At 67.7% G+C, this 25,470-nt stretch carries 24 protein-coding genes; 11 read left to right on the top strand and 13 right to left on the bottom strand.

The annotated features are described in order from the left end of the window. Positions 1 to 102 precede the first annotated feature (102 nt). Positions 103 to 327, top strand: coding sequence for a zinc ribbon domain-containing protein (locus EV643_RS38130; protein ID WP_238166090.1), 225 nt, complete (start codon positions 103 to 105; stop codon positions 325 to 327). Between the two features lie 194 nt (positions 328 to 521). On the opposite strand, the gene gabT is transcribed toward EV643_RS38130, so the two are convergent. Together gabT and EV643_RS38120 are read right to left on the bottom strand one after the other, a co-directional pair. Continuing rightward, a complete protein-coding gene (gabT, locus tag EV643_RS38125) occupies positions 522 to 1,847 on the bottom strand; it encodes a 4-aminobutyrate--2-oxoglutarate transaminase (protein WP_133805088.1) in 1,326 nt (441 codons plus the stop codon). Further along, the gene (locus tag EV643_RS38120; RefSeq protein ID WP_133805087.1) at positions 1,844 to 3,280 is read right to left on the bottom strand and encodes a gamma-aminobutyraldehyde dehydrogenase; all 1,437 of its coding nucleotides are present in this window, start codon (positions 3,278 to 3,280) and stop codon (positions 1,844 to 1,846) included. Before EV643_RS38120 ends, gabT begins: the two co-directional genes overlap by 4 nt. 200 nt (positions 3,281 to 3,480) lie before the next feature. Between EV643_RS38120 and EV643_RS38115 the strand changes: the two genes are divergently transcribed. Genes EV643_RS38115 through EV643_RS38095 form a run of 5 tightly spaced genes read left to right on the top strand, consistent with a single transcriptional unit; the run spans position 3,481 to position 8,327 of the window. Continuing rightward, complete coding sequence (locus EV643_RS38115) at positions 3,481 to 4,533, top strand: LLM class flavin-dependent oxidoreductase (protein WP_202869944.1); 1,053 nt, start codon at positions 3,481 to 3,483, stop codon at positions 4,531 to 4,533. 6 nt (positions 4,534 to 4,539) lie between these two features. After that, complete coding sequence (locus EV643_RS38110) at positions 4,540 to 5,754, top strand: (Fe-S)-binding protein (protein WP_133805086.1); 1,215 nt, start codon at positions 4,540 to 4,542, stop codon at positions 5,752 to 5,754. Then, positions 5,751 to 7,253 carry an FAD-binding oxidoreductase gene (locus EV643_RS38105; RefSeq protein WP_202869943.1) on the top strand — a complete coding sequence of 501 codons (1,503 nt, stop codon included), beginning with the start codon at positions 5,751 to 5,753 and terminating at the stop codon, positions 7,251 to 7,253. Before EV643_RS38110 ends, EV643_RS38105 begins: the two co-directional genes overlap by 4 nt. A gap of 6 nt (positions 7,254 to 7,259) precedes the next feature. Beyond that, positions 7,260 to 7,526 (top strand): hypothetical protein, encoded by a 267-nt coding sequence (locus EV643_RS38100; protein ID WP_133805085.1) that lies wholly within the window; start codon positions 7,260 to 7,262, stop codon positions 7,524 to 7,526. A gap of 3 nt (positions 7,527 to 7,529) precedes the next feature. Then, positions 7,530 to 8,327, top strand: a complete 798-nt coding sequence (locus EV643_RS38095; protein ID WP_440589997.1) for a lipoate--protein ligase family protein — start codon at positions 7,530 to 7,532, stop codon at positions 8,325 to 8,327. Between the two features lie 14 nt (positions 8,328 to 8,341). On the opposite strand, the gene mhpA is transcribed toward EV643_RS38095, so the two are convergent. From mhpA to EV643_RS38065, 6 genes are all read right to left on the bottom strand, one after another. Then, positions 8,342 to 9,859 carry a bifunctional 3-(3-hydroxy-phenyl)propionate/3-hydroxycinnamic acid hydroxylase MhpA gene (mhpA, locus tag EV643_RS38090; protein WP_133805083.1) on the bottom strand — a complete coding sequence of 506 codons (1,518 nt, stop codon included), beginning with the start codon at positions 9,857 to 9,859 and terminating at the stop codon, positions 8,342 to 8,344. Next, a complete protein-coding gene (locus EV643_RS38085; protein ID WP_202869941.1) occupies positions 9,856 to 10,185 on the bottom strand; it encodes a DoxX family protein in 330 nt (109 codons plus the stop codon). The genes mhpA and EV643_RS38085 overlap by 4 nt, the downstream gene beginning before the upstream one ends. Before the next feature lie 110 nt (positions 10,186 to 10,295). Continuing rightward, positions 10,296 to 11,240, bottom strand: a complete 945-nt coding sequence (locus EV643_RS38080) for a fumarylacetoacetate hydrolase family protein (RefSeq protein WP_133805081.1) — start codon at positions 11,238 to 11,240, stop codon at positions 10,296 to 10,298. Continuing rightward, positions 11,237 to 12,367: a VOC family protein gene (locus EV643_RS38075; protein WP_133805080.1), complete on the bottom strand. Its 1,131-nt coding sequence runs from the start codon at positions 12,365 to 12,367 to the stop codon at positions 11,237 to 11,239. The genes EV643_RS38080 and EV643_RS38075 overlap by 4 nt, the downstream gene beginning before the upstream one ends. 2 nt (positions 12,368 to 12,369) lie before the next feature. Then, positions 12,370 to 14,415: a YhgE/Pip family protein gene (locus EV643_RS38070; RefSeq protein WP_133805079.1), complete on the bottom strand. Its 2,046-nt coding sequence runs from the start codon at positions 14,413 to 14,415 to the stop codon at positions 12,370 to 12,372. Then, entirely contained in the window at positions 14,415 to 17,120 is a 2,706-nt protein-coding gene (locus EV643_RS38065; protein WP_133805078.1) for an MMPL family transporter, read from the bottom strand. Before EV643_RS38065 ends, EV643_RS38070 begins: the two co-directional genes overlap by 1 nt. A gap of 123 nt (positions 17,121 to 17,243) precedes the next feature. On the opposite strand from EV643_RS38065, the gene EV643_RS38060 reads away from it, so the two are divergent. After that, entirely contained in the window at positions 17,244 to 17,912 is a 669-nt protein-coding gene (locus EV643_RS38060; protein WP_133805077.1) for a TetR/AcrR family transcriptional regulator, read from the top strand. 67 nt (positions 17,913 to 17,979) lie between these two features. Here EV643_RS38060 and EV643_RS38055 read toward each other — a convergent pair whose 3' ends face one another. Then, positions 17,980 to 20,400, bottom strand: coding sequence for a beta-glucosidase family protein (locus EV643_RS38055; protein ID WP_133805076.1), 2,421 nt, complete (start codon positions 20,398 to 20,400; stop codon positions 17,980 to 17,982). Positions 20,401 to 20,470: 70 nt separating this feature from the next. Here EV643_RS38055 and EV643_RS38050 point away from each other — a divergent pair, with 70 nt between their 5' ends. Then, positions 20,471 to 21,034, top strand: a complete 564-nt coding sequence (locus EV643_RS38050) for a TetR/AcrR family transcriptional regulator (RefSeq protein ID WP_133805075.1) — start codon at positions 20,471 to 20,473, stop codon at positions 21,032 to 21,034. A gap of 22 nt (positions 21,035 to 21,056) precedes the next feature. Here EV643_RS38050 and EV643_RS38045 read toward each other — a convergent pair whose 3' ends face one another. Together EV643_RS38045 and EV643_RS38040 are read right to left on the bottom strand one after the other, a co-directional pair. After that, a complete protein-coding gene (locus tag EV643_RS38045; protein WP_133805074.1) occupies positions 21,057 to 21,437 on the bottom strand; it encodes a VOC family protein in 381 nt (126 codons plus the stop codon). Positions 21,438 to 21,494: 57 nt separating this feature from the next. Beyond that, a complete protein-coding gene (locus tag EV643_RS38040; protein ID WP_202869940.1) occupies positions 21,495 to 22,079 on the bottom strand; it encodes a TetR/AcrR family transcriptional regulator in 585 nt (194 codons plus the stop codon). A 71-nt stretch (positions 22,080 to 22,150) separates the two neighbouring features. Here EV643_RS38040 and EV643_RS38035 point away from each other — a divergent pair, with 71 nt between their 5' ends. The 3 genes from EV643_RS38035 to EV643_RS38025 are packed head-to-tail and all read left to right on the top strand — an operon-like array spanning position 22,151 to position 24,305. After that, positions 22,151 to 22,810: a class I SAM-dependent methyltransferase gene (locus EV643_RS38035; RefSeq protein ID WP_133805073.1), complete on the top strand. Its 660-nt coding sequence runs from the start codon at positions 22,151 to 22,153 to the stop codon at positions 22,808 to 22,810. After that, positions 22,807 to 23,541 (top strand): ABC transporter ATP-binding protein, encoded by a 735-nt coding sequence (locus EV643_RS38030; protein ID WP_133805072.1) that lies wholly within the window; start codon positions 22,807 to 22,809, stop codon positions 23,539 to 23,541. Before EV643_RS38035 ends, EV643_RS38030 begins: the two co-directional genes overlap by 4 nt. Then, complete coding sequence (locus EV643_RS38025; protein WP_133805071.1) at positions 23,541 to 24,305, top strand: ABC transporter permease; 765 nt, start codon at positions 23,541 to 23,543, stop codon at positions 24,303 to 24,305. The genes EV643_RS38030 and EV643_RS38025 overlap by 1 nt, the downstream gene beginning before the upstream one ends. 5 nt (positions 24,306 to 24,310) lie before the next feature. On the opposite strand, the gene EV643_RS38020 is transcribed toward EV643_RS38025, so the two are convergent. Both EV643_RS38020 and EV643_RS38015 read right to left on the bottom strand, forming a co-directional pair. Beyond that, a complete protein-coding gene (locus tag EV643_RS38020) occupies positions 24,311 to 24,742 on the bottom strand; it encodes a rhodanese-like domain-containing protein (protein WP_133805070.1) in 432 nt (143 codons plus the stop codon). A gap of 48 nt (positions 24,743 to 24,790) precedes the next feature. After that, on the bottom strand, positions 24,791 to 25,447 hold the full coding sequence (locus EV643_RS38015; protein WP_133805069.1) for an ArsR/SmtB family transcription factor: 657 nt from the start codon (positions 25,445 to 25,447) through the stop codon (positions 24,791 to 24,793). Positions 25,448 to 25,470: the final 23 nt, after the last annotated feature.

Below are 25,470 nucleotides of genomic sequence, written 5' to 3'. Positions count from 1 at the left end.
ACAACCAACGCCGCCGAGTACGGTACTTCTGCACCCGGCAATCACGCCGGAGCACAGCCAGACCAGAATCGCTGCCCGGTCAAGTTTGAAGAGCCGGAAAAGCTGGATCCTGCGTACACGTCGCAGACCTGTAGCGTCTGCGGGCACTGCGCGCCGGGAAGCCGCGAGAGCCAAGCGGTGTTCCGGTGCGTGGCCTGCGGACATCGGGCGAACGCGGACGTGAACGCGGCTGTCAACATCGCGGCCGGACGGGCCGTCAGCGCACGCCGAGAGACGCCACCACGGGCCTCGCCGAAGCGTGAACCTCAACACGCTACCTCCACGTAGTAGTTGGAATCCCCGTTCTTCACGGGCGGGGAGGACGTCAACGAGCACCTCCTTGCCCAAGAACATATGGGCTTTCCGACGAGCTGAACGGACGACTTCGCAACCTGTGGAAAACCTGCCGCAGCTGATCCGAGCTGCATCGCCGAAGCGAAACCGTTGCCCTAGGCGACGTGGCAGGCGGGCGTTTTCCCCGATCAGTCGGTGGGGAGTGCCTTGGCTACGATGTCGAGGCCTTGGGCGAGCAGGTCCTCGGGTATGACGAGCGGCGGCAGGAATCGCAGTACGTTGCCGAAAGTTCCTGCCGTGAGGACTACGAGACCCTCGGCGTGACAGGCCTTCGCGGCGGCCTGTGTGGCGATCGGGTTGGGCTGCTTGGTGCCGGGGTGCACCAGTTCGATCGCCACCATCGCGCCGCGACCACGCACATCGCCGATCACGGGATGGCGATCGGCCAGCTGCCGTAACCGGGTCAGCAGCAACTCACCCGTCCGCCGGGCGCGGGCGCACAGATCGAGCTCCCGCATTGTCGCGATCGCGCCAAGAGCAGCGGCGCAGGCGACCGGGTTGCCGCCGTAGGTGCCCCCGAGGCCGCCGGCGTGCGGCGCGTCCATGATCTCTGCCCGCCCGGTCACGGCGGACAGCGGTAGGCCGCCGGCGATCCCCTTCGCGGTGGTCACCACGTCGGGCACCACCCCCTCGTGCTCGCAGGCGAACCAGTCGCCGGTCCGGCAGAACCCGGTCTGGATCTCGTCGGCGACGAAGACGATCCCGTTGTCCCGGCAGTACGCCGCGAGGCGCGGCAGGAACCCGGGTGCCGGGACAACGAACCCGCCTTCGCCCTGGATCGGCTCGATCACCAGGCAGGCGGTGTTATCCGCGCCGACCTGCGTGTCGATCACAGCGATCGCGCGCTCGGCCGCCTCCTCGCCACTGATCGGCAGCGGCTCACGGAACGGGTACGACACGGGGGCGCGGTAGACCTCGGGCGCGAACGGGCCGAAGGAGTGCTTGTACGGCATGTTCTTCGCGGTCAACGCCATCGTCAGGTTGGTGCGGCCGTGGTAGCCGTGGTCGAACGCCACCACGGACCGCCGGCCCGTGTGGGCGCGGGCGATCTTGACGGCGTTCTCCACCGCTTCGGCGCCGGAGTTGAACAGTACGGACCGCTTCTCGTGGTCGCCGGGAGTCAGCGCGTTCAGCTCCTCGCAGACAGCCAGGTAGCCCTCGTACGGCGTCACCATCATGCAGGTGTGGGTGAACCGCCTGACCTGCTCGGCGACCGCGGCGGCGACCTGCTCGGCGCTGTTGCCCACGCTCGTGACGGCGATCCCCGAGCCGAAGTCGATGAGCGAGTTGCCATCGGCATCGATGAGCACACCCCCACCGGCCCGCTCGACGAACACCGGGAGCATGATGCTCAGCCCGCGCGCCACCGCGGATTCGCGTCGCGTCAGCAGCTCCCGCGACCGGGGACCGGGGATCTCCGTGACGACTCGGCGTTCCTGGGGCAGCACGGTCACGCCTCGATATTGGTCATCACGTGCTTGACCCGGGTGTAGTCCTCCAGGCCGTACATCGACAGGTCCTTGCCGTAACCCGAGTGCTTGAAGCCACCGTGCGGCATCTCCGCGACCAGCGGAATGTGGCAGTTGATCCAGACACAGCCGAAGTCGAGACTCTTCGCGACCCGCATCGCCCGGCCGTGGTCACGGGTCCAGACCGAGGACGCCAGGCCGTACCGCACGCCGTTGGCCCAACGCACCGCCTCGTCCTCGTCACTGAACCGTTGGACGGTGATGACCGGACCGAAGATCTCCTGCTGGCTGGCCTCGTCTTCCTGGCGCAGCCCCGACACGACCGTGGGCGCGTAGAAGAAACCGCGCTCGTTCACCCGCGTGCCGCCGGCCTGAAGCTGGGCATGATCGGGCAGCCGCTGCACGAAGCCACTCACCCGATCCAGCTGGTTCGGGTTGTTCAGCGGGCCGTACAGCACGTCCTCGTCGCCGGGCATGCCCGTCTTCGTGTTCTTCGCCTGCTCGGTGAGCGCCGCGACGAAGTCGTCGTACAACCGCGGCCCGGCGAGCACCCGCGTGGCGGCTGTACAGTCCTGCCCGGCGTTGAAGTAGCCGGCGACCGCGATCGCCTCCGCGGCCTTCGCCACGTCGGCGTCGTCGAACACCACCACTGGCGCCTTGCCGCCAAGCTCCAGGTGCACCCGCTTGAGGTCGCGCGTCGCGGCCTCTGCCACCTCCATGCCGGCCCGCACCGAGCCGGTGATCGAGACCATCTGCGGCACCTCGTGCTCGATCAGCGCGCGCCCGGTGTCCCGGTCGCCGCACACCACGTTGAACACGCCCGGCGGGAAGAACTCCGCGGCCAGCTCGGCCAGCATCACCGTGGTCACCGGCGTGGTGTCGCTCGGCTTGAGCACCACCGTGTTGCCTGCCGCCAGCGCGGGCGCGAACTTCCAGACGGCCATCATCATCGGGTAGTTCCACGGCGTCACCTGCGCGCACACCCCGATCGGCTCCCGCCGGACGAACGACGTGTGTCCCGCCAGGTACTCGCCCGCCGCCTTGCCCTCGAGCACCCGCGCGGCGCCGGCGAAGAACCTGAGCTGGTCGACCATCGGCGGGATCTCCTCGGTCATGGTCAGCCCGATCGGCTTGCCGGTGTTCTCCGACTCGGCCGCGACCAGTTCGTCCGCGCGTGCCTCCATCGTGTCGGCGAGCTTCGAAAGCGCCCGCTGCCGCTCGCTCGGTGTCGTCTCCCGCCAGGTCTCGAAAGCCTTGGCCGCGGCCCGCATCGCGGTGTCGACCTCCGCCGGTCCGGACAGTGGGGCGGTGCCGAACGCCTCGCTGGTCGCCGGGTTGACCAGGTCGGTCGTACGGCCGTCGGCGGCGTCTCGGAACTCACCGTCGACGAAATTGCGGACCGTTCGCTTCGCGCTCATCAGGACCCTCCGATGACTCGCCCACATCGCCAGGGTTGAGGAAAAGTCGCGGAAAGTCCATGGTCACGGACGACGACCAGGCACAGACAAAATCGTGATCGGCTGGCTACAGTGAAAAGATTCTGAATGGGGTCCGAGCCATGCAGTTGCCGCCCGTTTTCACTGCCGCCCCTTGCGCTCGGCGTTGAGAGGAGCAACTGATGGTGCGGTTCAGTTACGTCCAGCTTCCCGACTACCCGCTCACGGACTGTATCGACATGATCAAGACCGCGGACGAGTTGGGGTTCTACGCCGCGTACAGCGTCGACGAGACCTGGCACAAGGACATGTGGCTGCTGTTCGCCGCAGCGGCCGACAAGACGAAGAACATCCGCCTCGGGCCGAACGTCACGCATGTGATCCTGCGCGAGCCGACCCACATCTGCCAGATGCTGGCCACGCTCGACGAACTGTCCGGCGGACGAGCCGAGGCAGTCGTCAGCTTCGGCAACCTCGGCCTGCTCGAGCAGTACCAGATCGACTGGAAGTCGATGAAACCGCTGTCGCGGGTCCGGGAGGGTATCGAAGTGATGCGCCGCTTCCTCGCCGACGGCGCGATCACCTTCGACGGTGAATTCTTCAAGTACTCCGGGTTGTTCACCTTCGCACGCCCTGTGCAGGAGAAGATCCCGCTGAAGATGGGCGCGATGGGCGGACCGCGCTCGTTCGAGGTCGCGGGTGAGATCGCCGACGGGATGCACCACGCGCTCGGCTATTCACGGGAGAACTACGAATACGTCGCCGAGCACGTCAAGCTGGGCCTGGACAAGTCCGGCCGCAGTCTGGACGACTTCGACTTGGGCGCGTGGGTGGTGTTCGCCGTGGCCGAGGATTCCGAGGCGGCCAAGCGAGCGGCGCGGATCATGGTCGGTTTCTACATCTCGTCGATGCCGGCCAACCAGCTCGCCCGGCACGGGCTCAACCGCGACGACCTGCAGCCGATCATCGACGCCCTCGGTGCCGGCCAGATCGACCGGGCCATCGAACTGACGTCGCCGGAGCTTGCGGCCACGCTGTCCGTGTCCGGGACGCCGGAGGAATGTGTCGCCAAGCTCAAGACCGACATCCTGCCCACCGGCGTCAATCACATCATCGCCGCGGTCACCGACCCGATGATGGTGAAGGCGTTCAGCGGCAAGGAGATCTCCGGCGTCCCGGACGTCCAGGGACAGCTGCGCCTGATCCACGACAAGGTGATGCCCGAACTCGGATGAGGAATCATGACCACCGAAGCCGAGGACCAGCAGCGGGAGTTCGTCGAGCGGTGGCGTGACCCGGCGTACGGCTGTTTCAGCTCTGGCCACAAGTTCTGCCGCAACGTGTGCCCGGTCATGCAGGTCACGCAGAACGAGAACCACTCGCCGACGGCGTTCCACGCGAACATCGTGGCGATGGAGCAAGGCGCGCTCACCGTGGCCGACGTCGCCGAGGACTATGTCCACTGCACCCAGTGCGGCGCCTGCGAGTTGCGCTGCCCCAACACGCTGATGGCCGGCGACTTCTACCGGGCCCGGACGCGGACGGTCGACGTCGTCAAAGCGATGCGGGCGCTGGCCGTGGACTCGGGGATCGAGCAGCCGAACTGGAAGCGCTGGGTCGAGGCGACCGTGGACCGGAAGAACGAACCGGTGCTCGATGTTCCGGTCGCCCAGGAGAACGTCGCGAACTGGGCAGACGGACTCGGTCTCGGCGTCGGCGGTGAGACCGTGCTGTTCGTCGACTGCGAGGCGGCATTCTACCGTACGACGCTGCCTCGCGCGGTAGCCCGGATCCTGCAGAAGGGTGGGGTCGACTTCGGGCTGATGCGAGAACAGTGGTGCTGCGGCGGACCGGCTGCCGAGATGGGGTATGTGGCTCGGTCCCGGGAGTTCGCCGTACACAATGTGGCCGATTGGCGCGGTATCGGGGCCAGCCGGATCATCACGCTCGACCCGCACGACTACATCACGTTCACCGAGGATTATCCGAAGTACTTCGGTGTCGACTATGAGTTCGAGATCGTGCACATCACCGAGCTCGTGGCCGAGTTGATCCGGGACGGGAAGCTGTCGCTGATGGTGCCGATCGAGCGCGTGGCGACGTACCACGATCCCTGCCGGCTGAACAAGCGCAAGGGCATCCACAAGTCGCCGCGGGAGATCCTGCGAGCGATTCCGGGTCTGGATTTCCGCGACGTCGATCATGTGACGCAGTGGTCGTACTGCTCAGGTGCGGGCGGCGGACTGAGTATCGAACGGCCGGAGATCACCGCGGCGATCAGCCAGCAGCGGCTCGACCGGGCGGCCGCGTTGGACGTCGACCTCTTGGTCAGTGCTTGCGTCTGGTCGGAGCGTCCGTTGGCCGCAGCTGGGGAGACGCGTGACATCGAGGTCCGCGACCTGATGGAGCTGGTGGCTGAGTCCGCCGGGCTCGAGGTGACGGCGGTGACGACATGACCACGATGGCGATCTCCGATGCGCTGTACGACGAACTGGTCGGCATCCTCGGCGAGGACGGCGTCCTGACGGGCAAGCCGGCGCGATGGAACCGGACTCGGACGCCGGCGCCGTTCCCGGTGCACCGCTGGAAGGAGTACGTCCCCGACGTTGTGGTGTTGCCCCGCACCACCGAGCAGGTCGCCGAGATCGTCCGCCTCGCGAACCGCACCGGTACGCCGGTGGTGCCGCGGGCGGCCGGGACGGGTCTGACCGATGGAGCCACTCCGCTGCGGGGCGGGATCCTGCTCGATGTGAAGCGGATGAACGAGATCCGCGAGATCGACCTGGTGGACCGCACGGTCACGGTGCAGCCGGGCATCAACATGCTCAAGCTCAACGAGGTGCTCCAGCCGCACGGCGTGATGTTCCCGGACAATCCGGCGAGCTACCCCTGCTCGATGGTCGGCGGCCGGATCGGCACCAGCGGCTGGTCGTTGATCGGGGCCCGCTACGGCCATACCCGCGACCTGGTCTGCTCGATGGAGGTGGTGCTCCCCACCGGCGACGTGATCCGCGTCGGCGAGGGCGGCGGGCGTAAGTTGCGCAAGGCATCCACTGGGTACACGATCAAGCCGCTGTTCTTCGGCCACGAGGGTACGCTCGGCGTGGTCACCGAGGCAACGCTCGAGCTGGTGCCCCGCCCGCAGGCGGAGTTCGCCGCGTTCTTCGGCTACCGCGACTACGACACCGCGTGGCGGAGCACCGGAGCATTGGCCAAGTCCGGTTTCGCGACCCTCGCCGGAGTGGTGCTCTTCGACGAGTGGAAGCTCGCGTACCTTCGCCGGGACGACGAGGCCTACATCGAGCAGCCGGACTGGTTGAAGAGCGTGGTGGCGGTGGCGATGTACGGCAACAAGGCCGAGGTGGTCCCGGCCGCACGGGAGATCATGCGGATCGGGCGGGAGTCCGGGGGCAGTTATCTGGGCGACGAGATCAGCCAGGGCGACTGGGCGGCCCGCCACGACAGGTACGCGATCCCGCTGCACGGCCGGCTGCGTACCGGCGAGGTCGCACCCATGTCTTGGCACTGCGAGGACGCGGCGCTGAACTACAGCGTGCTGCCGCGCGTCCGGGAGGAGTGGCACGCGATCGCCGACCACTACATCCGGCGGTACGGCATCTTCGACGACTGGGGCATGTTCGCCTACACCAACGGGGCGTACAAGCCGTGGGGCGACTATCTCGTCGAGATCGACATCGGCATCTGGGAGCAGAAGCTCGATGACGAGATGTGGGAGGCCTGGTTGAACTGCAAGCGCGAGATCACCGAGGTGACGCTGAGGTACGGCGGGTCGATCAGCGCCTGCCACGGGGCGAGCCGAGCCGGCGACGTGGAGTACGTGCCGCAGGAGCTCGGCGGGGCCTTCGACGTGATGAAGAAGATCAAGCGCGCGCTGGATCCCAACAACGTCATGAATCCTGGCAAGTACCTGCTTGACCAGGCCTACGAGGACTGAAGAGTGATGTTCGGCTTCCGGCTTTCCGCGCAGAAACCGCCCGACCCGCGGCGGATCACCGACGACGTGGTGATGCGGTTCGACCACATCTACGAGGTCGATCCGGACAAGATGGCGATCTTCGGACAGCAGGACATCCCGGCATGGGACACCCACCGGATCGTCGACAGCCGATGGGACCACCTTGCTTGGATGCACCAGCACTTCGCCGACACCGTCCTCGGTATGTCGGACCTCGGGCTCAACGAGGACGGCAGCGAACCCGAGCAGTGAGCCGTGGTCCAGGCGTGCCACGATTCGGGGGTGCGGTTCTTCTCGGGTGCGGTGGGTGGTGGCGATGAGGCCGTGGAGTTGGCGGTTGCTCATGCCTTGGTCAGGCGTGCTTCGTCTGCTGAGGTGACGGAGGCGCTGCGGATCTACCGGCCGGCTGCTCCGGTGCTGGTCTTCGGGCGGCGGGACACGCACCATCCTGGGTTTGGGGCCGCGGTGGGTGCCGCTCGCTCGGCGGGCTTCCAGCCGTTGGTGCGGGCGGTGGGCGGGCGCCCGGTCGCCTATACGCCCTCGGCGCTCGTGGTTGACCACGTCAAGCATGAAGTACTGGCACCGGAGGGGCTGGAGTCTCGCTTCAGGCAGTTCGGTGAGCTGTATGCCGGCGTACTGCGCGAGCTCGGCGCGGACGCAAGGGTAGGTGCGGTGCCAGGCGAGTACTGTCCGGGCGCCCACAGCGTCAACGCGCGTGGTGTGGCGAAGTTGGTGGGCACGGGGCAGCGGGTCGTCCGCAACGGCTGGCTGTTCAGCGCGCTGATCGTAGTCGGCGACGAACAGCAGCTCCGGCCGCTGTTGACCGACGTCTATTGCCATCTGGAGCTCCCCTTCGAGGCGACGTCGGTCGGTTCGGTGTCGGCGGAGGTGCCAGGCGTGGACGCGGCGACAGTCGAGCGCCGGATCCTGGCCGCCTACGCCGTAACCGACCCGCTCGAGCCGACCGCCCTGGACGCAGCGACGATGGACCTCGCAACGTCACTCGTCGCCGACCACCGGGTCGGACCGTCGTTCATGCCCCCGATGACCTGAATTGGCCTGGTTCCTTATCGAGAAGTCAGGCTGCGCCGGATTCCGAGCTCCGCGGCGACTCGAAGGGTGTCTTGGAGCCGCTCTGATGAGACCAGTACCCCTGCATCAGGGCGGACCAGGGCGGCTGTCTTGTGCGCATGGGTGAGCCAGGAGTTGAGCGGTTCGCCTCGCTGGGACTCGAGTACGACGATGCCGCGTGACTCCGCTTCGGCTTGTTGTTCTGCGGAGAGGGGTTGGGTGGAGACGAGGGCGAAGCGTCCGGCGGCGTGGTCGTCGAATCGGGTGGTCCCACTGATTGGTGCGTTCGGGCACAGTGCACCGGCAGGTCCACGGTCCCAGCGACGCCGTACGACGAGACTCGGACGGAGGCGTGGTGTGACGCTGTCCAGCAGTCGCGCATGTACGCCGGGAATCAGGTGCAGTCGAGGCGTGACGAGCCGACGAAGTACGTCCCCGACACGACCGCCGTACGTCATCACTGTGCCGACCGCGACCGCCCGCAGGATCATCTGGGTCGCATGCGGTCGCCGTTCCCGTTGGTAGGTGTCGAGAGCGTTCTCCGGCAGGGTTCCGTCGAGCACGCCGGCCAGCTTCCACGACAGGTTCACGGCGTCGCGGATCCCGGCGCCCATGCCCTGCCCGATGAACGGCGGGGTCAGGTGCGCCGCGTCGCCGACGAGGAAGACCCGGCGGTCGCGCCATCGATCGGCGACCTGGGCACGGAACGTGTACTCGGCGACCCGGACGATCTCGACTCCGGAAGATTCGCCGATCCACGGTCGGAGCAACGGTCGCAGCGTGGTCAGAGAGTCGTAGTCGGCGCTGGTCTCACCATCCTTGAGCTGGAACTCCCAGCGGTGACGCCGATCGTTGATCCGCATGTACGTCGCCGCGCGGTTGGTGTCGCACACCTGGTGCACGCCGTCCCACTGGCCGAGCTCATGGTCGGCGGTGAGGTCGACGACGAGCCAACGCTGCTTGAACCCAAGATCACGCATCCGGGCGCCGATGGACCGGCGTACGACGCTGTTGGCGCCGTCGCAGCCCAGAACGTACTCCGCGAACAGTGTCTCGGACTCGCCGCTCGTACGGTCGTGGACTTCGAGACGAACTGCCGCAGCCGAGGTCTGGTGGACCGCCACAACCTCGACGTCGCCGCGGAAGGTGACCAGCGGCTGCTTGCTCAGATTGGCGCGCAGCAATGCCTCGAGGTCGGGCTGGTCGAACAGGTTCGCCTGCGGATACCCATGTCGCCCGGTGCGCTCGTTGCGACGGAACTCGGCGATCACCCGGTGCCGCGAGTCCTGAAGGCGAAGGCCCTGGGTGGGACGGGAGATCCGGGCGAACTCGTCGGCCACTCCGAGCTGCGCGAGGACGCGGTAGATCTCGTCGTCGAGGTGAACCGCCCGCGGTTGCGGGTACACCTCGCGCCAGCGGTCCAGCACCAGCACCTCGACGCCGTACGACGCGAGCAACGTGGCAACGGTGATCCCGGCCGGCCCTGCACCGACCACGACAACCGGGAGGCTCACGTCCACCCTCCCGCCAACAGCACCACGTAGGCGACGGCGAGTGCTGCGGTTCCGATCGCCGGAAGCCAACGGAGGAAGGCGTCGTGGTTGCGGACATGGACTGTGATGGCGCCGACCATGAGCAGCACGACACCGACAGCCGCGGACGCGCCGGCCGGATGCCACCAGAACCCGATCAGAAGACCGGCGACCGCTGCGAGCTCGGTAGCCCCGATGGTCCGGTAGACGGTCACGCTGAGGTGCGCGTGAGCGGCTGCGGCACGCATCGCCGGGACCGCGAGCACCTTGGCGATACCGAGTGCGCCGAGAAGCACAACCAGGGGCATGGCGACGAGGTTCACCGAGGTCACGAGAGCCCCCCAACGATGCGCCAGGACAGGGCGTAACTGTCGAGGACCTTCCGTACTGGTGAATTCCGGCCAGAGCAGCTCCACGCTCATCGGGCATCACGCACGATCGTGCGCTGGGTGCCGAGGACGATCGCTCCGTCGTCGGTGCCGATTCCCACCTCGACGACGTCGCCGTCGGCCAGGTACCTCGGGTTTCCGGCCTGCCGTTTGAAGAACGCCTTCCACTTCATTGCCGGGGGCAACAGGCTGCCGATGATCTCGATCGGCTTGGCCGGTGCGCGGAGCGCGGTGCCTGCCGGCGTCCCGGTCAGCAACAGATCGCCCGCGTCGAGGCGCTGGAATCGGCTGAGGGCCTGGAGCGCCTCGACCGGCTGGAAGACCATGTCACCCTCGACAGTGCTGTCCTGCCGGACCTCGCCGTTGACCGTCAGACGTAGCCGCAGATCGGGGAACCGCTTCAGCTCGTCGCCATCGAGCAGGACCAGGACGGGACCGACCGGCGTGAACGTCGGATACGACTTGGACTCGAAGAACTGGGTCTTCGGGAGTTGCAGATCGCGCGCGCTCACGTCGTTGGTGACGACGAGGCCGGCGACGTACTCGGCCAGGTTGTCGGTGGTGATCCGGGTGCCGACCGGTATGGCCTTGCCGATGACGAGACCGATCTCGACCTCGTAGTCGAGGAACTTGACGTGTGACGGTTTGACGACGGCGTCGTACGGGCCGCTGATCGAGCCGGAGGTCTTTCGGAAGAACGTCAGCGGGACGGTGTCGGGGTCCATCCCGGAGTCCTTCAGATGCGACCGGAAGTTGGTCATCTGGGCGACCACCCGGCAGGGCGCGGTGACGGGGGAGAGCAGTTTCAAGCTCTCGACCGGGACTGTCCCAGGCCCGGAGGCTGCGCTGTCGATGGCGGCACGGTCCGCCAGTAGCTCGCCTGTAGTCGTTGCGGCGGTCTGGATCTTCGCGGCGCCGGTCGGGGTCTGCGCCCACCAGGCGCCGTTGGCGGTACGCAGGACGGAGATGCTCATGAAGAGGCTACTTTCAGCAGGCCGCGGAGGCGGCGAAGGTCGAATTCGTTGGGTTCACGCAGGGACGTCACGATGGACCGGAGCTCGTCGATGGACTCCCGGCCGAAGCCGATACCCATGAAGTCCTTGGTCACCGGCGGGCCCCACTGCGCGAGGCCGGACGCGGTCATCGGCGCCCAGCCCGGTTCGAGGGTGTTGTCGAACAGGTCGCCGTCGGTGAAGTGCTCGACGAGGAATCCGTCGGGATCACGCCAGTAGTCGAAGATCTGGCTGCCCTGGATATGCCGCCCGATACCCCACGATCGGTGGTAGCCGCGGTCGCGCAGATACTCGCCACCGGCGGCGAGCGAGTCCAGGTCCGACACCTGATAGGCCGAGTGGACGTAGCGGTTCCGCGGGCCCAGGGTCATGGCGAGCGTGTGGTGGTCGGCGGCGACGGAGCCACGGTCGCAGCGGATGAAGCTCATCACCGGACCGCGGTCCCGCTGACCCTCGTAGTACAGGAAGTCGCTGACGATCAGGCCGAGATGGTCCAGGTACCAGTCCAGGGCCTGACGGTAGCGGGTGGTCTGCAGTACGACGTGGCCCAGTCGTTGCACCGTCACCGGGATTCTCGGTGGGCGTTGGGTGGCGTTCGTCCGGTTGACCTCGCTACCGAAGTTGAAGGTGTGCGGCTGCTGGGCCGGGAGTTCCGGAAGGGGGTGCGTGTCGCTCACCACGCGGACCCGCGCGCCACTCGGATCGCGGAGGTCGACGACCGTTCCGCCGAGGCTCTCGGGGAGTCGCTCGACCCGCGCGCCGGTCGCGTTGGCCAGCCGCATCACGTCCTTGGCATCGGCCGCCCGGAACGCGGCACCCGCGAACCGCGACCTGGGGCCACGGCGGATGATCACGCATGGCGAGCCGGCGTACGAACCGCGCAGCTGGAGTTCACTGGCGGTCCGGGCCGCGACCGCGAATCCGAACGCCCGCGCGAACGTCTCGGCGCGAACGAGGTTGGGCTTCTCGAACTCCAGCCAGGCCAGATCCTCGACCTTGATCACCGGGTTCTTCCCGCGACCAGAGTGCTCATCGGGCAGGGCGCCCTGCTCGGTATGGAGGCCGCTGTGCGTGCCGTGCTCTGTCATGATCAGGCTCCTCTCAGGACTGCAGTCGGGCGGAGGCGACGGGGAGAGAGGTAGCGACGGCGGTCGGTGATGAGGACGCTGACCAGGGTGCCGACGACTAGCCAGGTCGCGAGCTCCGCGATACCGCCGGCAAGGCCGGGGCTGTCCGTGGCTACGGCTCGCAGGGCGAGGACCGCGCCGTGGGTGGGTAGGTAGTCGGCGAGGCTGTAGAAGGGCGACGGCAGCGTTGAGATGGCGCCTGTCGCGGCGGCGAGAATGAGGACGGCGAGGGATGCGAGCCGCCCGCTCCGGCCGAAGATCGCGGCTGCCGCCTGGTTGAGGGAGACGAAGGCGAACGCGGCCAGCAGCGCCACCGCGAGGAAGCCCAGCGTCGCGACGAAGCCGAGTCCCAGGACCGGTACGGCGATTGCCGTGATGACCGCGGCGGCAAGCGCGGCCGCGGCCGCTCCCGGCAGGGCGGCACGGGCGATGATGGTCCAGGTCGCCTCGCGTGCGATGAGTACGGCGTCCGGCACCGCGCGGGTGACGATGTAGGTCGCCAGCGCCAGTGCCCACAGAGCCAGGGCGGCGAACAAGGTGAGCGCCATCGGACCAATCGAGCTGCTGTCGATCTTGGCGGTCGAGGGGTCGGCGGCGATCGTCTTGAGGTGAGCTCGCTCATCGGCCGTATACGTGGGGACCTGGTTGCGGCCCTTGTTCAGCTCGGTGGCCAACTGCTGGGTGCCGGTGTTGACCTTGACCACGCCTGTGGAGAGCTGCTGCGACCCCTTGGCGAGCTGGGCGGCCCCGGTGGACAGCTGGCGTGCCCCGGTGGAGAGCTGCTGAGCCCCGGTGTTGACCTTCGCCGCGCCGGTCGCGAGCTTGCGCGATGCCTGTGCCGCCGACGCGATGCCGCGGGTGAGTGGCACGGCCTGCTTGGCCAGCTGGGCGTTGCCGTTGGCAACCTTGCGGGAGCCGGTGGCAAGCGCCTGGACGGAGTCGCGGATCTGTACGGCGTTCGCGCGCACCTTGGTCTTGGTGGCGTCGATCTTGGCGGCGGTCGCGGTGAAGTCGCGGGAGGCCTTGGCGAGCTGCTGGCAGAACTGCGGCGTCCCGCCGTTCGCGGTGCACTGGTTCGACAGCCGCTGGAACTTGACGGCCTCGGCCTTGGCCGACGGTAGGGCGTCCAGCGCGGCGATCACCCGGTTGGCTAGCGGGACGACGGTCGAGGCGATCCTCTGATTGCCCTGGGCAACCTGCTCGGCGCCGGTGGCGAGTTGCCGGGTGAGCGCGGGCAGTTGGGCGGTGTCGCGTTCGGCCTGGGTGAGGCCCTTCGACAGCTGCGACGACCCGCTCGCGAGCTGCGAGGTCCCGGAGGCGAGGTCTTTGGCGCCGGTGGACAGCTGGTTCGCGGCGGTGGACAACTTGCTCGAGCCCGTCGCGACCTGTTGGGCTCCGGGAACGAGTTGCTTGGTGCCCCTCGCGAGCTCGGTGGCGCCGTCGGCCGCCTTGACCAGCTGGCCGTGGATGTTGGTGAACCCGACGTAGACGTTGTCCAGGTACGTCTCGACGACCTGTTGATCGAGCGACTGCTGCGTGGTTCGCGCGATCTCGGTGGCAAGGGCGGGATCCGCGACTCCCGTAGTACTGGAGGTTCGCACGTCGACGACGGCTTGTGATGCCTGCAGTGGTTTGCCGGTCGCGGACGAGGTGGTCCGGGCCGAGAAGTCCTTCGGGATGGTCACGACCGCGGCGTACTTACCGTCGGCGAGACCGTCCTCGGCGTCGGCGGCGTCGGTGAGCACCCAGTTGTAGGGGGAGTCCTCACTCTTCATCAGGTTGCCGGCGAGGGTGCGACCGAGCGGGATCGTCTGGTTGTTGACCTTGACCGGCTCGTCGTTGTTGACGACGGCCGCGGTGGCCGTGTCGTGGTTGGTGTCCGGCGACCAGAACGCCCAGGTCAGCAGGCTCATGACGAGGATGGGTACAGCGATCAGCCCGGCCCAGGTCCGCCAGGTCAGTGGCCCGGCGTCCGGGACGCGCGCGGAGTTGGCGAATGGCTTGAACATCAGTGAACCTCCGCTGGCTGAGGAGCCAGTCCGAACAGTTGGGTGGTGGCGGGGAGTAGGTCCCGGATCCGTTCCGGGTCTTGGCAACTGACCACGAACGACGCCGTACCTGGGCGAGCGAGAACGTCCCGGAGTGCGTCGCGTGCGTCGGTTCGCAGTACGACGTCGATGTCGTCGAGCAGCACCAGGCCGACGCCGTCCGCGATCGCGGCGGCGGCCTCGGCGCCTGGGTCGGTGACGTCGCGGCAACGAATCACATGGACCTCGCGGCGAAGGGCGTGGCTGTGCTGGGGGAGAACCCGGCCGAGAACCTTCAGATCTCCCTTGTGCTTGGTGATCCGTCCGGCCAGCGTGAACAGGAGTGCGGTCTTGCCGACCGACCCGTAGCCGTGCAGCACGAGCGTGTCGCCGCGCGGCGCGTGGATCTCGACGTCGTGGTAGATCGGCTGACCGCGATCATCTTCGAGGCTGAGCTCGCGGGCGCTGATCGCCTCGTCCGTACCGGGCCAGTCGGCCAGCCGCAGCTCGTGCACCAGCGCGTCGCCCTCGGCGTCGAACACGGGCAGCGCGCGATCCAGCTTCGGCGGCAAACCCCAGGCACGCTCGCCGAGCAGGGCGAGTACGGCCGGTACGAGGGTCATCCGCACGATGAACGCATCGACGAAGACACCGACGGCCAGGCTGAACGCGATCGGCTTGATCGTCGCACTGCCCTCCGGGACGAACGCCGCGAAGACCGCGAACATGATCAGCGCGGCCGCGACCACGACCCGCGACGCGGACACGAAACCGGACTCGATCGCGTGCTGCGGATCGCCGTGGTGGACGTAGTCCTCGCGGATCCGGGAGACCAGGAACACCTCGTAGTCCATCGCGAGCCCGAACAGGACGCCCATCAGGATGATCGGCAGGAAGCTGATCACGCTGCCGGTGTGCGCGACATGCAACTGCTCCGCCAGATGCCCTTGCTGGAAGACGAACGAGGTGGCACCGAACGCGGCCCCGACCGACAGCAGATAGCCGAAGGTCGCTTTCACCGGCACCCAGATCGAACGGAACACCATCGCCAGCAGGACCATCGACAACCCGACGACCAGGATCCCGAACGGGAGCAGCGCCTGACCGAGTTTGGCGGAGACGTCGATGCCGACCGCGGTGATCCCGGTGACGGCCGTCTGCGTCCCGTACTCGTCGAGGAAATGCTGCTCCTGGTCGCGGAGCCGCTTGACCAGGTCCTCGGTCTCGGCGGAGTCCGCGGCGGTGGTGGGGACAACCTGGATGATGCCCGTGTCGCCCTTCGGATTCGGCGTGGCCAGCGGCACCGAGGCCACACCGGGCATCGTCCGGATCTCGGCGGCCAGCTTGTTCATCAGGCCGACCGGGTCGGTGCTCTGGATGATGTCGGCGGTCACGATCAGCGGGCCGTTGTAGCCGGGGCCGAAGTGTTCGCTGACCACCTCGTACGTCACCTGGGCGGGTGTCCCGTGCTCCTCGCTGCCGTTGTCCGGCAACGCCAGGCGCAGCTCGGCCGCCGGGATGGCGCATGCGGCAAGCCCTACGACTGTGATGACGACGGTCAGCAGCGGCACCTTGGTCGCCGTACGGACCCATGCCCGGGCAATCTGTGGCTTGGGGAGACGGATACGGCGGCGCCGTTGTGCCTTGGGAGCGCCCTTTGGAGTCTTGGGACGCAGTCGGTCGCCGGCGAATGACATCAGCGCCGGGATCAGGGTCACGGCGATCGCCACTGCGAACGCGACGGCCACCGCGGCGGCGACACCCATCGTGGTCAGGAACGGAATGCCCGCGATGGTCAGGCCCAGCAGCGCGATGACGACGGTGAGGCCGGCGAAGATGACCGCCGATCCGGCCGTCGCGGTGGCCCGGGCGACCGACTCCTCGACCTCCAGTCCTTCGGCGAGCTGGTCACGATGCCGCGACAACAGGAACAGGGCGTAGTCGATCCCGACGGCCAGGCCGAGCATCACCGCGAGCATGGGCGCCGTCGACGAGATCGGTATCGCCAGCGTCGCCAGATAGATCAGCCCGACCGCGATGCCCACTCCGAGAACCGCGGTCAGCAGCGGCATCACCGCCGCGATCATCGAGCGGAACATCAGCAGCAGCACGATCAGTGCGATGCCCAGACCGATCCCTTCGGTGGGGCTGAGCTTGGGCACTTTGTCGGCGAACGCGTCGCCGCCGGTGTACACGTGCGCCCCGCCGCCCACCGTCGATGCCAGGTCGTTCGCGATCTCGGTCAGGTCGTCCTTGGAGGACGGCTCAACCTGAGCCACGTCGACAGTCATCGGTACGGCGATCAGCGCGGCCCGGCCGTCCTCCGACACGGCGCCCGACACGTCCGACCCGAACGGGTTCACCACGGTCGCGACCTGGTCGACCTCCCCGATCCGCGCGACCGTGGCGTTGACCGCCGTACGAGTTGCGGCCGTGTCGACCTTCTGCCCGTCCGGTACGACGAGGACCAGCTGGGCCGAAGTCCCACTGACCTCTGGGAAGACGCGCCCGAGATGGTCGAGCGCGTCCTGGGATTCCGAGCCGGGGATGCTGAACGTGTCGTCGGTGCCCTGGTTGAAGGCGACCGCGCCACCGCCGGCCGCGGCCAGGACGAGCACCCACACGGCGACGACCAGTACCCGGAGGCGAGCCGCGGCCCGCCCGAGGCGGTAGAGGAACGACGACACGGAGACTCCTTCGATCCGGCCCCGCGGCCAGTGCTGACGATATCGTCATTTACGAGGCAATCGTCAGCATACATAAAACTGACGATATCGTCATCTCTGACGACAGCTGCTAGGGTGACGGGCATGGCAGCCGATCCCGAGTCAGAGCCGAAGCCGGAGCCGAACCGCCTGGTGCGCCGCAAGATGCGGACCCGGGCGGCGCTCGTACGCGCCGCGCAGACGTTCATCGCCGAGGGCAACCTCAACGCCCCGATCCTGGAGATCACCAAGGCCGCGGACGTCGGGATGGGATCGTTCTACAACCACTTCCAGACCAAGGACGAGCTGTTCCAGGCCGCCGTCGACGACGCGCTCGAGGCGCACGGTGCGGTCCTGGACACGCTGGGCGAGCCGTCCGACGATCCGGTCGAGACCTTCACGCGCAGCTTCCGGCTGACCGGGCGGCTACACCGCAAGGCGCCTCAGCTCAGCCGCGTGCTGCTCCGCAGCGGGACCGAGCTGATCACGTCCGACCGCGGCCTGGCGCCGCGCGCGATCCGCGACCTGCGGGCGGCGATCGACTCCGGTCGCTTCAAGGTGGAGGACCCGGAGCTCGCCATGGTGGTAGCAGCCGGAGCGCTGCTTGGTCTCGGCCAGCTGCTACTCGACCGCCCGGATCGCGACGACGCGGCGGCGACCGATCAGATCGCGGAGGACCTGCTGCGGATGTTCGGCGTATCCGCGGCCAAGGCGAACAAGCTCGCCCACACCCCGCTCCCCAGCCTCGACGACCTCCCACCACCCGCGCCCTGACCCCTCCTCCCGATTGCTGACGTCCGAAGAAGTGAGGGTATAGGCCACACTTCTTCGGACGTAAGGCTTATGGCAGGTGGATTTGGGTGGTGAGGGGGAGGTCGGTGACCGAGGAGCCGGCGTGGAGGGTGAACTCGCCGGGTTCGGTGGTCCAGCCGTTGTCCCAGTGCTCGAAGGTGTGCTGGTGCAGTGGCACGGTGACCTCCCGGGCACTTCCGCCATCGAGGCGTACGACGGTGAAGCCGGCTAGCCAGCGAGTCGGACGGTCTACGGTCGACGAGGGGCGTTCGGCGTACACCTGAATGACGTGCTTGCCGGCCTGCCCACCGGTGTTGCGGACGGTCAGCGCTACTGACGACGGGTCGATGGCGCGGAGGTCGGTGAGTTCCCAGGTGGTGTAGCCGAGGCCGTGACCGAAGGGGAAAGCGGGTTCGGTGCCGGCGCGGAGCCAGGCGCGGTAGCCGATGTGGATGCCCTCGTCGTAGCGGACGACACCGTCCTGTGGAGTGACGTCGATGACCGGTACGTCGGACTCCTCGCGCGGCCACGTCGTGGGGAGCCGACCGCCGGGCTCCACGACGCCGAGCAGAACGTCGGCCAAAGCGTTGCCGTACTCCTGGCCACCAAAGTAGGTGACCAGGAGTGCGGCAACTTCGCCACGCCATGGCAGCAGGACGGGCGAGCCTGCGTTGACGACCACGACTGTCCGCGGGTTGGCGGCGGCCACGGCACGGACCAGGTCGTCCTGACGACCGGGGAGCGCGAGGGTGCTGCGGTCGTAGCCCTCGGACTCGACCTTGGAATTGGTGCCGACGACAACGACCGCGACGTCCGCCGTACGCGCCGCCTCGACCGCCTCGTCGATCAAGGCCTGCGGATCCGACGGGTCGGGCTGGACGCCGACGGTGATGCTCAGGGCATTGCTGAGGCCGCCTTCCCGCTCGGGCAGTTCAAGCTCCACCCGGACGTCGACGGGCTGACCGGCGATCACGTCGAGCGGGGTCGAGATGAACGGCGGTGACAGCAACGCGGCGCCGAGATCCGTGCCCACCGGTACGGCGACGTCCTCGCGCAGAAGTTTGCCGTCGGCAAAGATACGGCCGCGGCCGACCGTGGCGAAGCCGAGCAGGATCGAGCCGGACTCGGCCGGCGTGTACGTCGTACGGAACTCGAAGACCGAGGTGTCACCGATCGGTGCGTTCCCGCCGAGGTACACCAGCGCGCTGGAGAATCGGTCCTCGGCGTACAGCTCGGTGCCGTCCGCGGCGAGGAAGCGCACCTTTGCGCCGGGCCGACCGGTGTCCGGGTTGGTCATCGTGGCCAGTGGTAGTTCGGCAACACCTTCCTGGACGACCGTGCCGATCGAGTAGGTGATCTCAGCATCGGGGAGGGCCGCGCGGAGTCCGTCGAGCGGGGAGACCACGGACGTCGGAATGACGGTCGCACTACCACCACCCTGGGTCCGTGCGTCTCGTGCGTTGTGCCCGATCATCGCCACCCGCCGCAGGGTCTCGGATTGCCACGGCAGCTCGCCATGGTTGCGCAGCAGCACCGATCCCTCGGTCGCGGCGGTGCGCGCGAAGGCAACGCCGTCTACAGCAGGGACCTCGGCCGGCTTCTCGAACCCTTCGAGCGCGCCGACCCGAGCGGCCAACGTGAGCAGGCGCAGCACCTTCCGGTCGATCGCGTCCTCCTTGACCTCGCCGGATCGCACCGCCTCGACCAGGGCGTCCCCCCACGCCCCGATCGGTCCCGGCATCTCCAGGTCCTGCGAGTGCTTGGCGCTCTCCACGCTGCGTACGGCGGTCCAGTCGCTGACGACGACGCCGTCGAAACCCCAGTCGGTGTTGAGTGGAGTCTCGAGCAACTCGTTCTCGGACGCGGTGGCGCCGTTGATCGAGTTGTACGCGCTCATCACCAGCCACGCCTTGGACTCGGTGACGGCCTTCTCGAACGCCAGCAGGTACACCTCGCGCAGCGCCCGCTCGCTCACCACCACGTCCGCGGTGAAGCGGTCGGTCTCGAAGTCGTTCGCGACGTAGTGCTTCGGGGTCGCGCCGACGCCGAGCTCCTGGACGCCGGCCACATAGGCGGCGGCGAGTTCACCGGTGAGCACGGGATCCTCGCTGAACGCCTCGAAGTGCCGCCCGCCGAGTGGCGACCGATGCAGGTTGATCGTCGGCCCGAGCACGACGTCCACACCCTTGCGACGTGCTTCGAGCGCGGACACCACGCCGTACCGATGAGCGATCCCGAGATCCCAGGACGACGAGAGCGCGGTCGCCGACGGGAGGTTGAGCGACGGGTCGCGCTCGTCCCAGACCGGACCGCGGACGCCGCTCGGGCCGTCCGACAGCACCATCGACCGCAGGCCGATCCCGGGGAGGGGATGAGTGGACCAGAAGTCCTGTCCGGTCAGAATCCGGACCTTCTCCTTGAGCGCGAGGCGGCTGAGCAGGGCTTCGAAATCACCAGGGCTGGGGCTCATGCGGACGACTGTACGCGCCAAAACCGAGTAGCGCTAGGTTTTCGTTTCCGGTGTGAGTAGCATCCTGGTCATGCCATCCCGAGGTCCGTACGCGAAAGGCGTCGCCAAGCGCGAGGAGATCCTGACGGCGGCGCTCGGGGTGATCGCCCAGCACGGGTACCGGAAGACCTCGACGCGTGAGCTGGCGAGTGCCGTCGGTCTGAGCGAGGCGGGTCTCCTGCACTACTTCGGGTCGAAGGAGCAGCTGTTCGAGGCCGTACTACGCGCCCGCGACGCGGCCGACACCGAGAGGCTGAGCGATCAGCCGGATGCGATCGGCAAGCTCGGCGCGATCGTGCGGCACAACAGCGGTGTCCCTGGCCTGGTTCAGCTCTACTCGACCTTCTCCGCGGAGGCGGGCGATCCGGAGCACAGCGCTCACGACTACTTCGTCGAGCGCTACCGGAACCTTCGCGAGGCGTTGGCCGAGGGGGTCCGGGCGCGGCAGTCGGCCGGGACGATCAGTACGGCGGCCGACCCGGACAAGATCGCCACCCTCCTGATCGCGGTGTCCGACGGTCTTCAGATCCAGTCCCAGTTCAGCCTCCACGCCGAACCGGGTGATCTCGTCGACCACCTGCTCTCGCTGCTCTGAACCGACCGCAGTCCTGAGTCCGCTACCGGATGGGGGCGCCCTCTGGGGTGTAGGTGGCGAGCTCGACCTTGTAGCCGTCCGGGTCTTCGAGGGTGAGGGCCTGGACGGGTGCGGTGGCGGCGGTCCGCGGATGGATGGAACCGTGGACGGCGTGCAGCTGCTCGGCCCGCTCGTAAAGGTCGTGGATCGAGGCGTCCGCGATCAGGCAGATGCTCACAGAACCACTCGGCGCCGGCGTCCCTTGCCGCAGCCGGATCGCCTGTCCGCCCACTTGGAGCGAGACCTCGCCCTCGTAGTCCTGGGTCGTCCGCGCGCCGGTCAGGGCAGACCACCAGCGACTGCTCGCAGCGACGTCGGAGACGGACAGAACGACATGGTCCAGATACGTGGTGTGGATCTTCATGATGCGACTCCTTCCACTACCACCGACTGTCCTCGCGCCGCCCCAGAACGTCCAGCCTCAGTCCTCGGGTGGTGCGGACGCGATGGTCCTGACGGCGGCGCCGATGAGATTGGTGATGGTTTCGGCCGCGGTGGCCGGTGACGGCTTTCCGGCGTCCAGCCAGGCGATGACGCCCTCGACTGCGATGGTCGGAATGAGCTGGGCAGCCCATTGGAGCCGGTCCTCGTCGTGGATGACCTCGCGCAGTAAGGGTTCGGCGGTGGCGGTCATGGCGGCGCGGAGCTCGTCGGCATGCCGGCGGAACTCGGGTTCCTGTGCGGATTGGCGGAAGAAGAGGCGGAACCCGTCCGGGATCTCCTGGGCGACGGCGACGAGTGCATCGAGGCTTGCCGGCGTGTGGTTGGGGTGGCCCGTGGCGTCGCGCAGTTTGTCGCTGACGTCTGCGAGGACGGCTTCGTACAACTCGGCCTTGGACTCGAAGTGCCGGTAGATCAGCACCCGGCTGACACCGGCTTCGGCGGCGACGTCCTCGAGGTTGGTCGCCGCGTAACCGCTGCGGGCGAAAGCGCGCGCCGCGGCCGCGATCAGCGCACGGCGCCGCTCGGGGCGCTTCATCAACTTGCCCTCGGTGGGGGTGGTCAACGAGCAGCCCTCCTTCCAAAAGTGTTTACATGTGTGTTGACACTTGCCTGTTAACACTCCATCGTAGTGCTATGCCTGCACGAATATCGCATCCGCTGTTCGCCCGTGTGTACGCCCGGCTCAGGCCGGTCATGGACCGCCAGGGAGCAGACGAGCATCGCCGCCGACTGATGGACGGGCTGTCCGGTCGGGTGGTCGAGGTCGGTGCGGGGGAGGGCGGCAACTTCGCGCACTACCCGGCCGAAGTCAGTGAGGTCGTAGCCGTGGAACCGGAGCCGTATCTGCGCGCCAAGGCGAGCTCCCGAGCTCAGGACGTGACTGTTTCCGTGCGGGTCGTGGACGGCTCGGCAGAGCGGTTGCCGGTCGAAGATCGCTCAGCCGATGCTGTGGTGGCGTCGCTGGTGCTCTGCTCCGTCACCGATCAGCAGAGAGCGCTCAGCGAGGCATGTCGAGTACTGCGACCAGGTGGTGAACTGCGGTTCTACGAGCACGTCGCTGCGCCTGGAGGTAGTCGGTTGGCGCGGGTGCAACGAGTCGCCGATCTGACGCTGTGGCCCCTTCTGATGGGCGGCTGCCACGTGGGCCGCGACACCGCGACGGCTATCGCCACGGCCGGCTTCGACATCGAGGAGATCGATCGATTCGACTTTCCGCCGGACCAGCCATCGCCTGCCTCACCCCACATCCTCGGCCGAGCCGTCCGTGTGGCGAACGAGGGCGGAATGCCATGACGACCGCGAGCATCGAGGTCCGGGAGCTGACGAAGTCGTTCGGCGAAGTCCGTGCTGTCGACGCGCTGACTTTCGACGTGGCCGCCGGGACCGTGACCGGGTTCCTCGGTCCCAACGGCGCCGGCAAGACCACCACCTTGCGGATGTTGCTCGGTCTGGTTCGGCCCGACCGTGGCACGGCGACGATCGAAGGCCGGTCGTACCGTGACCTCTCTGCTCCGACCACCGTCGTTGGCGCAGCATTGGATGGGACCGGTTTCCACCCGGCCAGGTCGGGGTTGGCGCATCTGCGGGTGTACTGCGCGGTCACCGGCTGCCCGCCGCAGCGAGCGGACGAAGTACTGGAACTGGTGGGACTGTCTAACGCAAGCAGGCGCAAGATCGGCGGCTACTCGCTGGGAATGCGGCAGCGGCTCGCGCTGGCGGTAGCGCTGCTCGGAGACCCGAAGGTGCTGGTGCTGGACGAACCGGCCAACGGGCTGGATCCCGAGGGAATCGTCTGGATGCGCCGCCTGCTGCGCGATCTCGCCGCCGAGGGCCGAACGGTCTTGGTCTCCAGTCACGTGCTGACCGAGATGCAGCATCTGGCGGACGAAGTTGTGATCATCAGCGCGGGCAGACTCCTGTATCAGGGGCCGGTGGACGGCGATCTGGAAGGGCTGTTCTTCGCTCTCACTTCCGGATCGCCCTCGCCGGTACGAGCCGCCTGGACGCCGAAGGAGGGAGTCTGATGCTTGCCCTCATTCAAGGCGAGTTCGCCAAGCTGCGATCCACTCGGCTGTGGCTGTGGTTGCTGCTGGCAACCATGAGTCTGACTGCCCTGTTCGCAAGTCTCAACATCGCCTTCAATGACGACCCCGACACCCTCGCGCCACCGCTTGCCACTGCCGCCGGACAACGTCTGCTGTTCGGGACCAGTGCAGGCGGTGCGCAGACGCTCGTCGCGATCTTGGCCGCGATCGGCATCACCGCGGAGTACCGGCATCGCACCGCGACCACGACCTTCCTCGCCACACCCCACCGTGGCAGGGTCGTGGCCGCCAAGCTGGTCAGCTACGGAATGGTCGGCGCCGGTTACGCGGTGCTCTGCATCGCGGTGGTGACCGCGATCGCCTGGCCGTGGCTCAAAGCCCGGGGGATCGAGCCGACCCTGACCGGCAACGGCATCCCGGCGACCTTTGCCGGAGTAGTCGTCGCGGTGACCCTGTTCGCCTTGCTCGGCGTCGGTCTCGGAGCATTACTCCGCGACCAAGTCGCCACTGTCGTGGGTCTGCTGGTCTACCTGTTCGTCGCCGAACCGATCGTCACCCGCATCCCCGCGCTGCAAGACTGGTCGATCTTCCTCCCCGGTCCGTCCGCGAGCGCTCTGAGCCAGATCACCCTGACCGACCAAGACTTCCTGGAACCGTGGCAGGGTGGCGTACTGCTCGCTGTCTATGCGTTGCTGGCTGAGGTCGCCGGGCTCTGGCGGACCACTCGCCTCGACGTGACCTGACCGGCTCAGACCGGGGTTGTGGCTCCTTCGCCTGGTCTGCGGGGTATGGCGGGGGAGGCGGGCCGTTCGACTGGCAGGCCGGCTGCGGTCCAGGCGTGGAAGCCGCCGATGATGTCGGTACTGCGCCGGAGGCCGATCTTGTGCAACGCGTCAGCGGCGAGGCTGGAGGAGAAGCCGCCTTCGCAGATCAGAATCCAGCGGATGCCCGAGTGGACGGCCTCCGGGATTCGTGCGTCGCTGCTCGGATCCAGCCGCCACTCCAGGTGGTTGCGTTCGACAACGATGGCTCCGGCGATCTCGCCGGCTTCGCGGCGTTGGAAGTCCGGCCGGATGTCGACGATGAAGGTGTCCTGCTCGGCCGTGGCGGCGTACGCGTCGGCAGGGTCCAGGCGGCGCAGGTGTGACCGCGCACTGGCCAGGCTTTCCTCGATGGTCATGATCCCCCCATGTGGTGCAGTTGCCCCAGTTCTTCGATAGTGCGCCGCTCAGACCGCGACGGGAAGGCCCGCCAGGCGCCACTCGAGCATGCCGTCGGTGAGGCGGAGGGCGGGGAGGCCTTTTGTGGTGAGGATGCGGATGGCGTCGTGGGCCATGACGCAGTACGAGCCGCGGCAGTAGGCCACGATCGTCGCGTCGCTGGGGAGTTCGGCCAGCCGGTCGGCCAGCTCGTCGACCGGGATGGAGATGGCGCCCTGGATGTGGCCGGCGGCGTACTCCTCGGGTGGGCGTACGTCAACCACGGTGACGTCGCCGGCTTCGAGGCGGTGCAGTAGCTCGTCGCGGGTCATCTCGGTGATGTCGTCGTCGCCCAGATAGGTACGGCGGGCGCGGTCGACGCCGGCAACCCGCGCTGCGGCCACGTCGCGCAGCTGTGCCCACAGCGTGGCGACATCCTCGCCGGCGAGGCGGTAGTAGACCTTGGTGCCTTCCTTGCGGGTCGACACCAATCCCGCTTGCCGGAGCAGTTGCAGGTGGTTGGAGGCGGTGGTGAGTCCCAGGTTCGCGCGCCCGGCCAGGATCTCGACCGAGCGCTCGCCTTGAGCCAGCAGATCCAGCAGCTCGAGCCGTTTCGGGCTGCCGAGCGCCTTGCCGACCTGCGCGAACTCCTCGAACAACGCCGCCTTGCCGGCCGGATCACCCATTGACATTCCTCCAGAGATTCATG

The sequence above is a fragment of the Kribbella caucasensis genome, assembly GCF_004361855.1.
Taxonomy (GTDB): domain Bacteria; phylum Actinomycetota; class Actinomycetes; order Propionibacteriales; family Kribbellaceae; genus Kribbella; species Kribbella caucasensis.
This window is presented reverse-complemented; position numbering and strand designations above follow the sequence as displayed.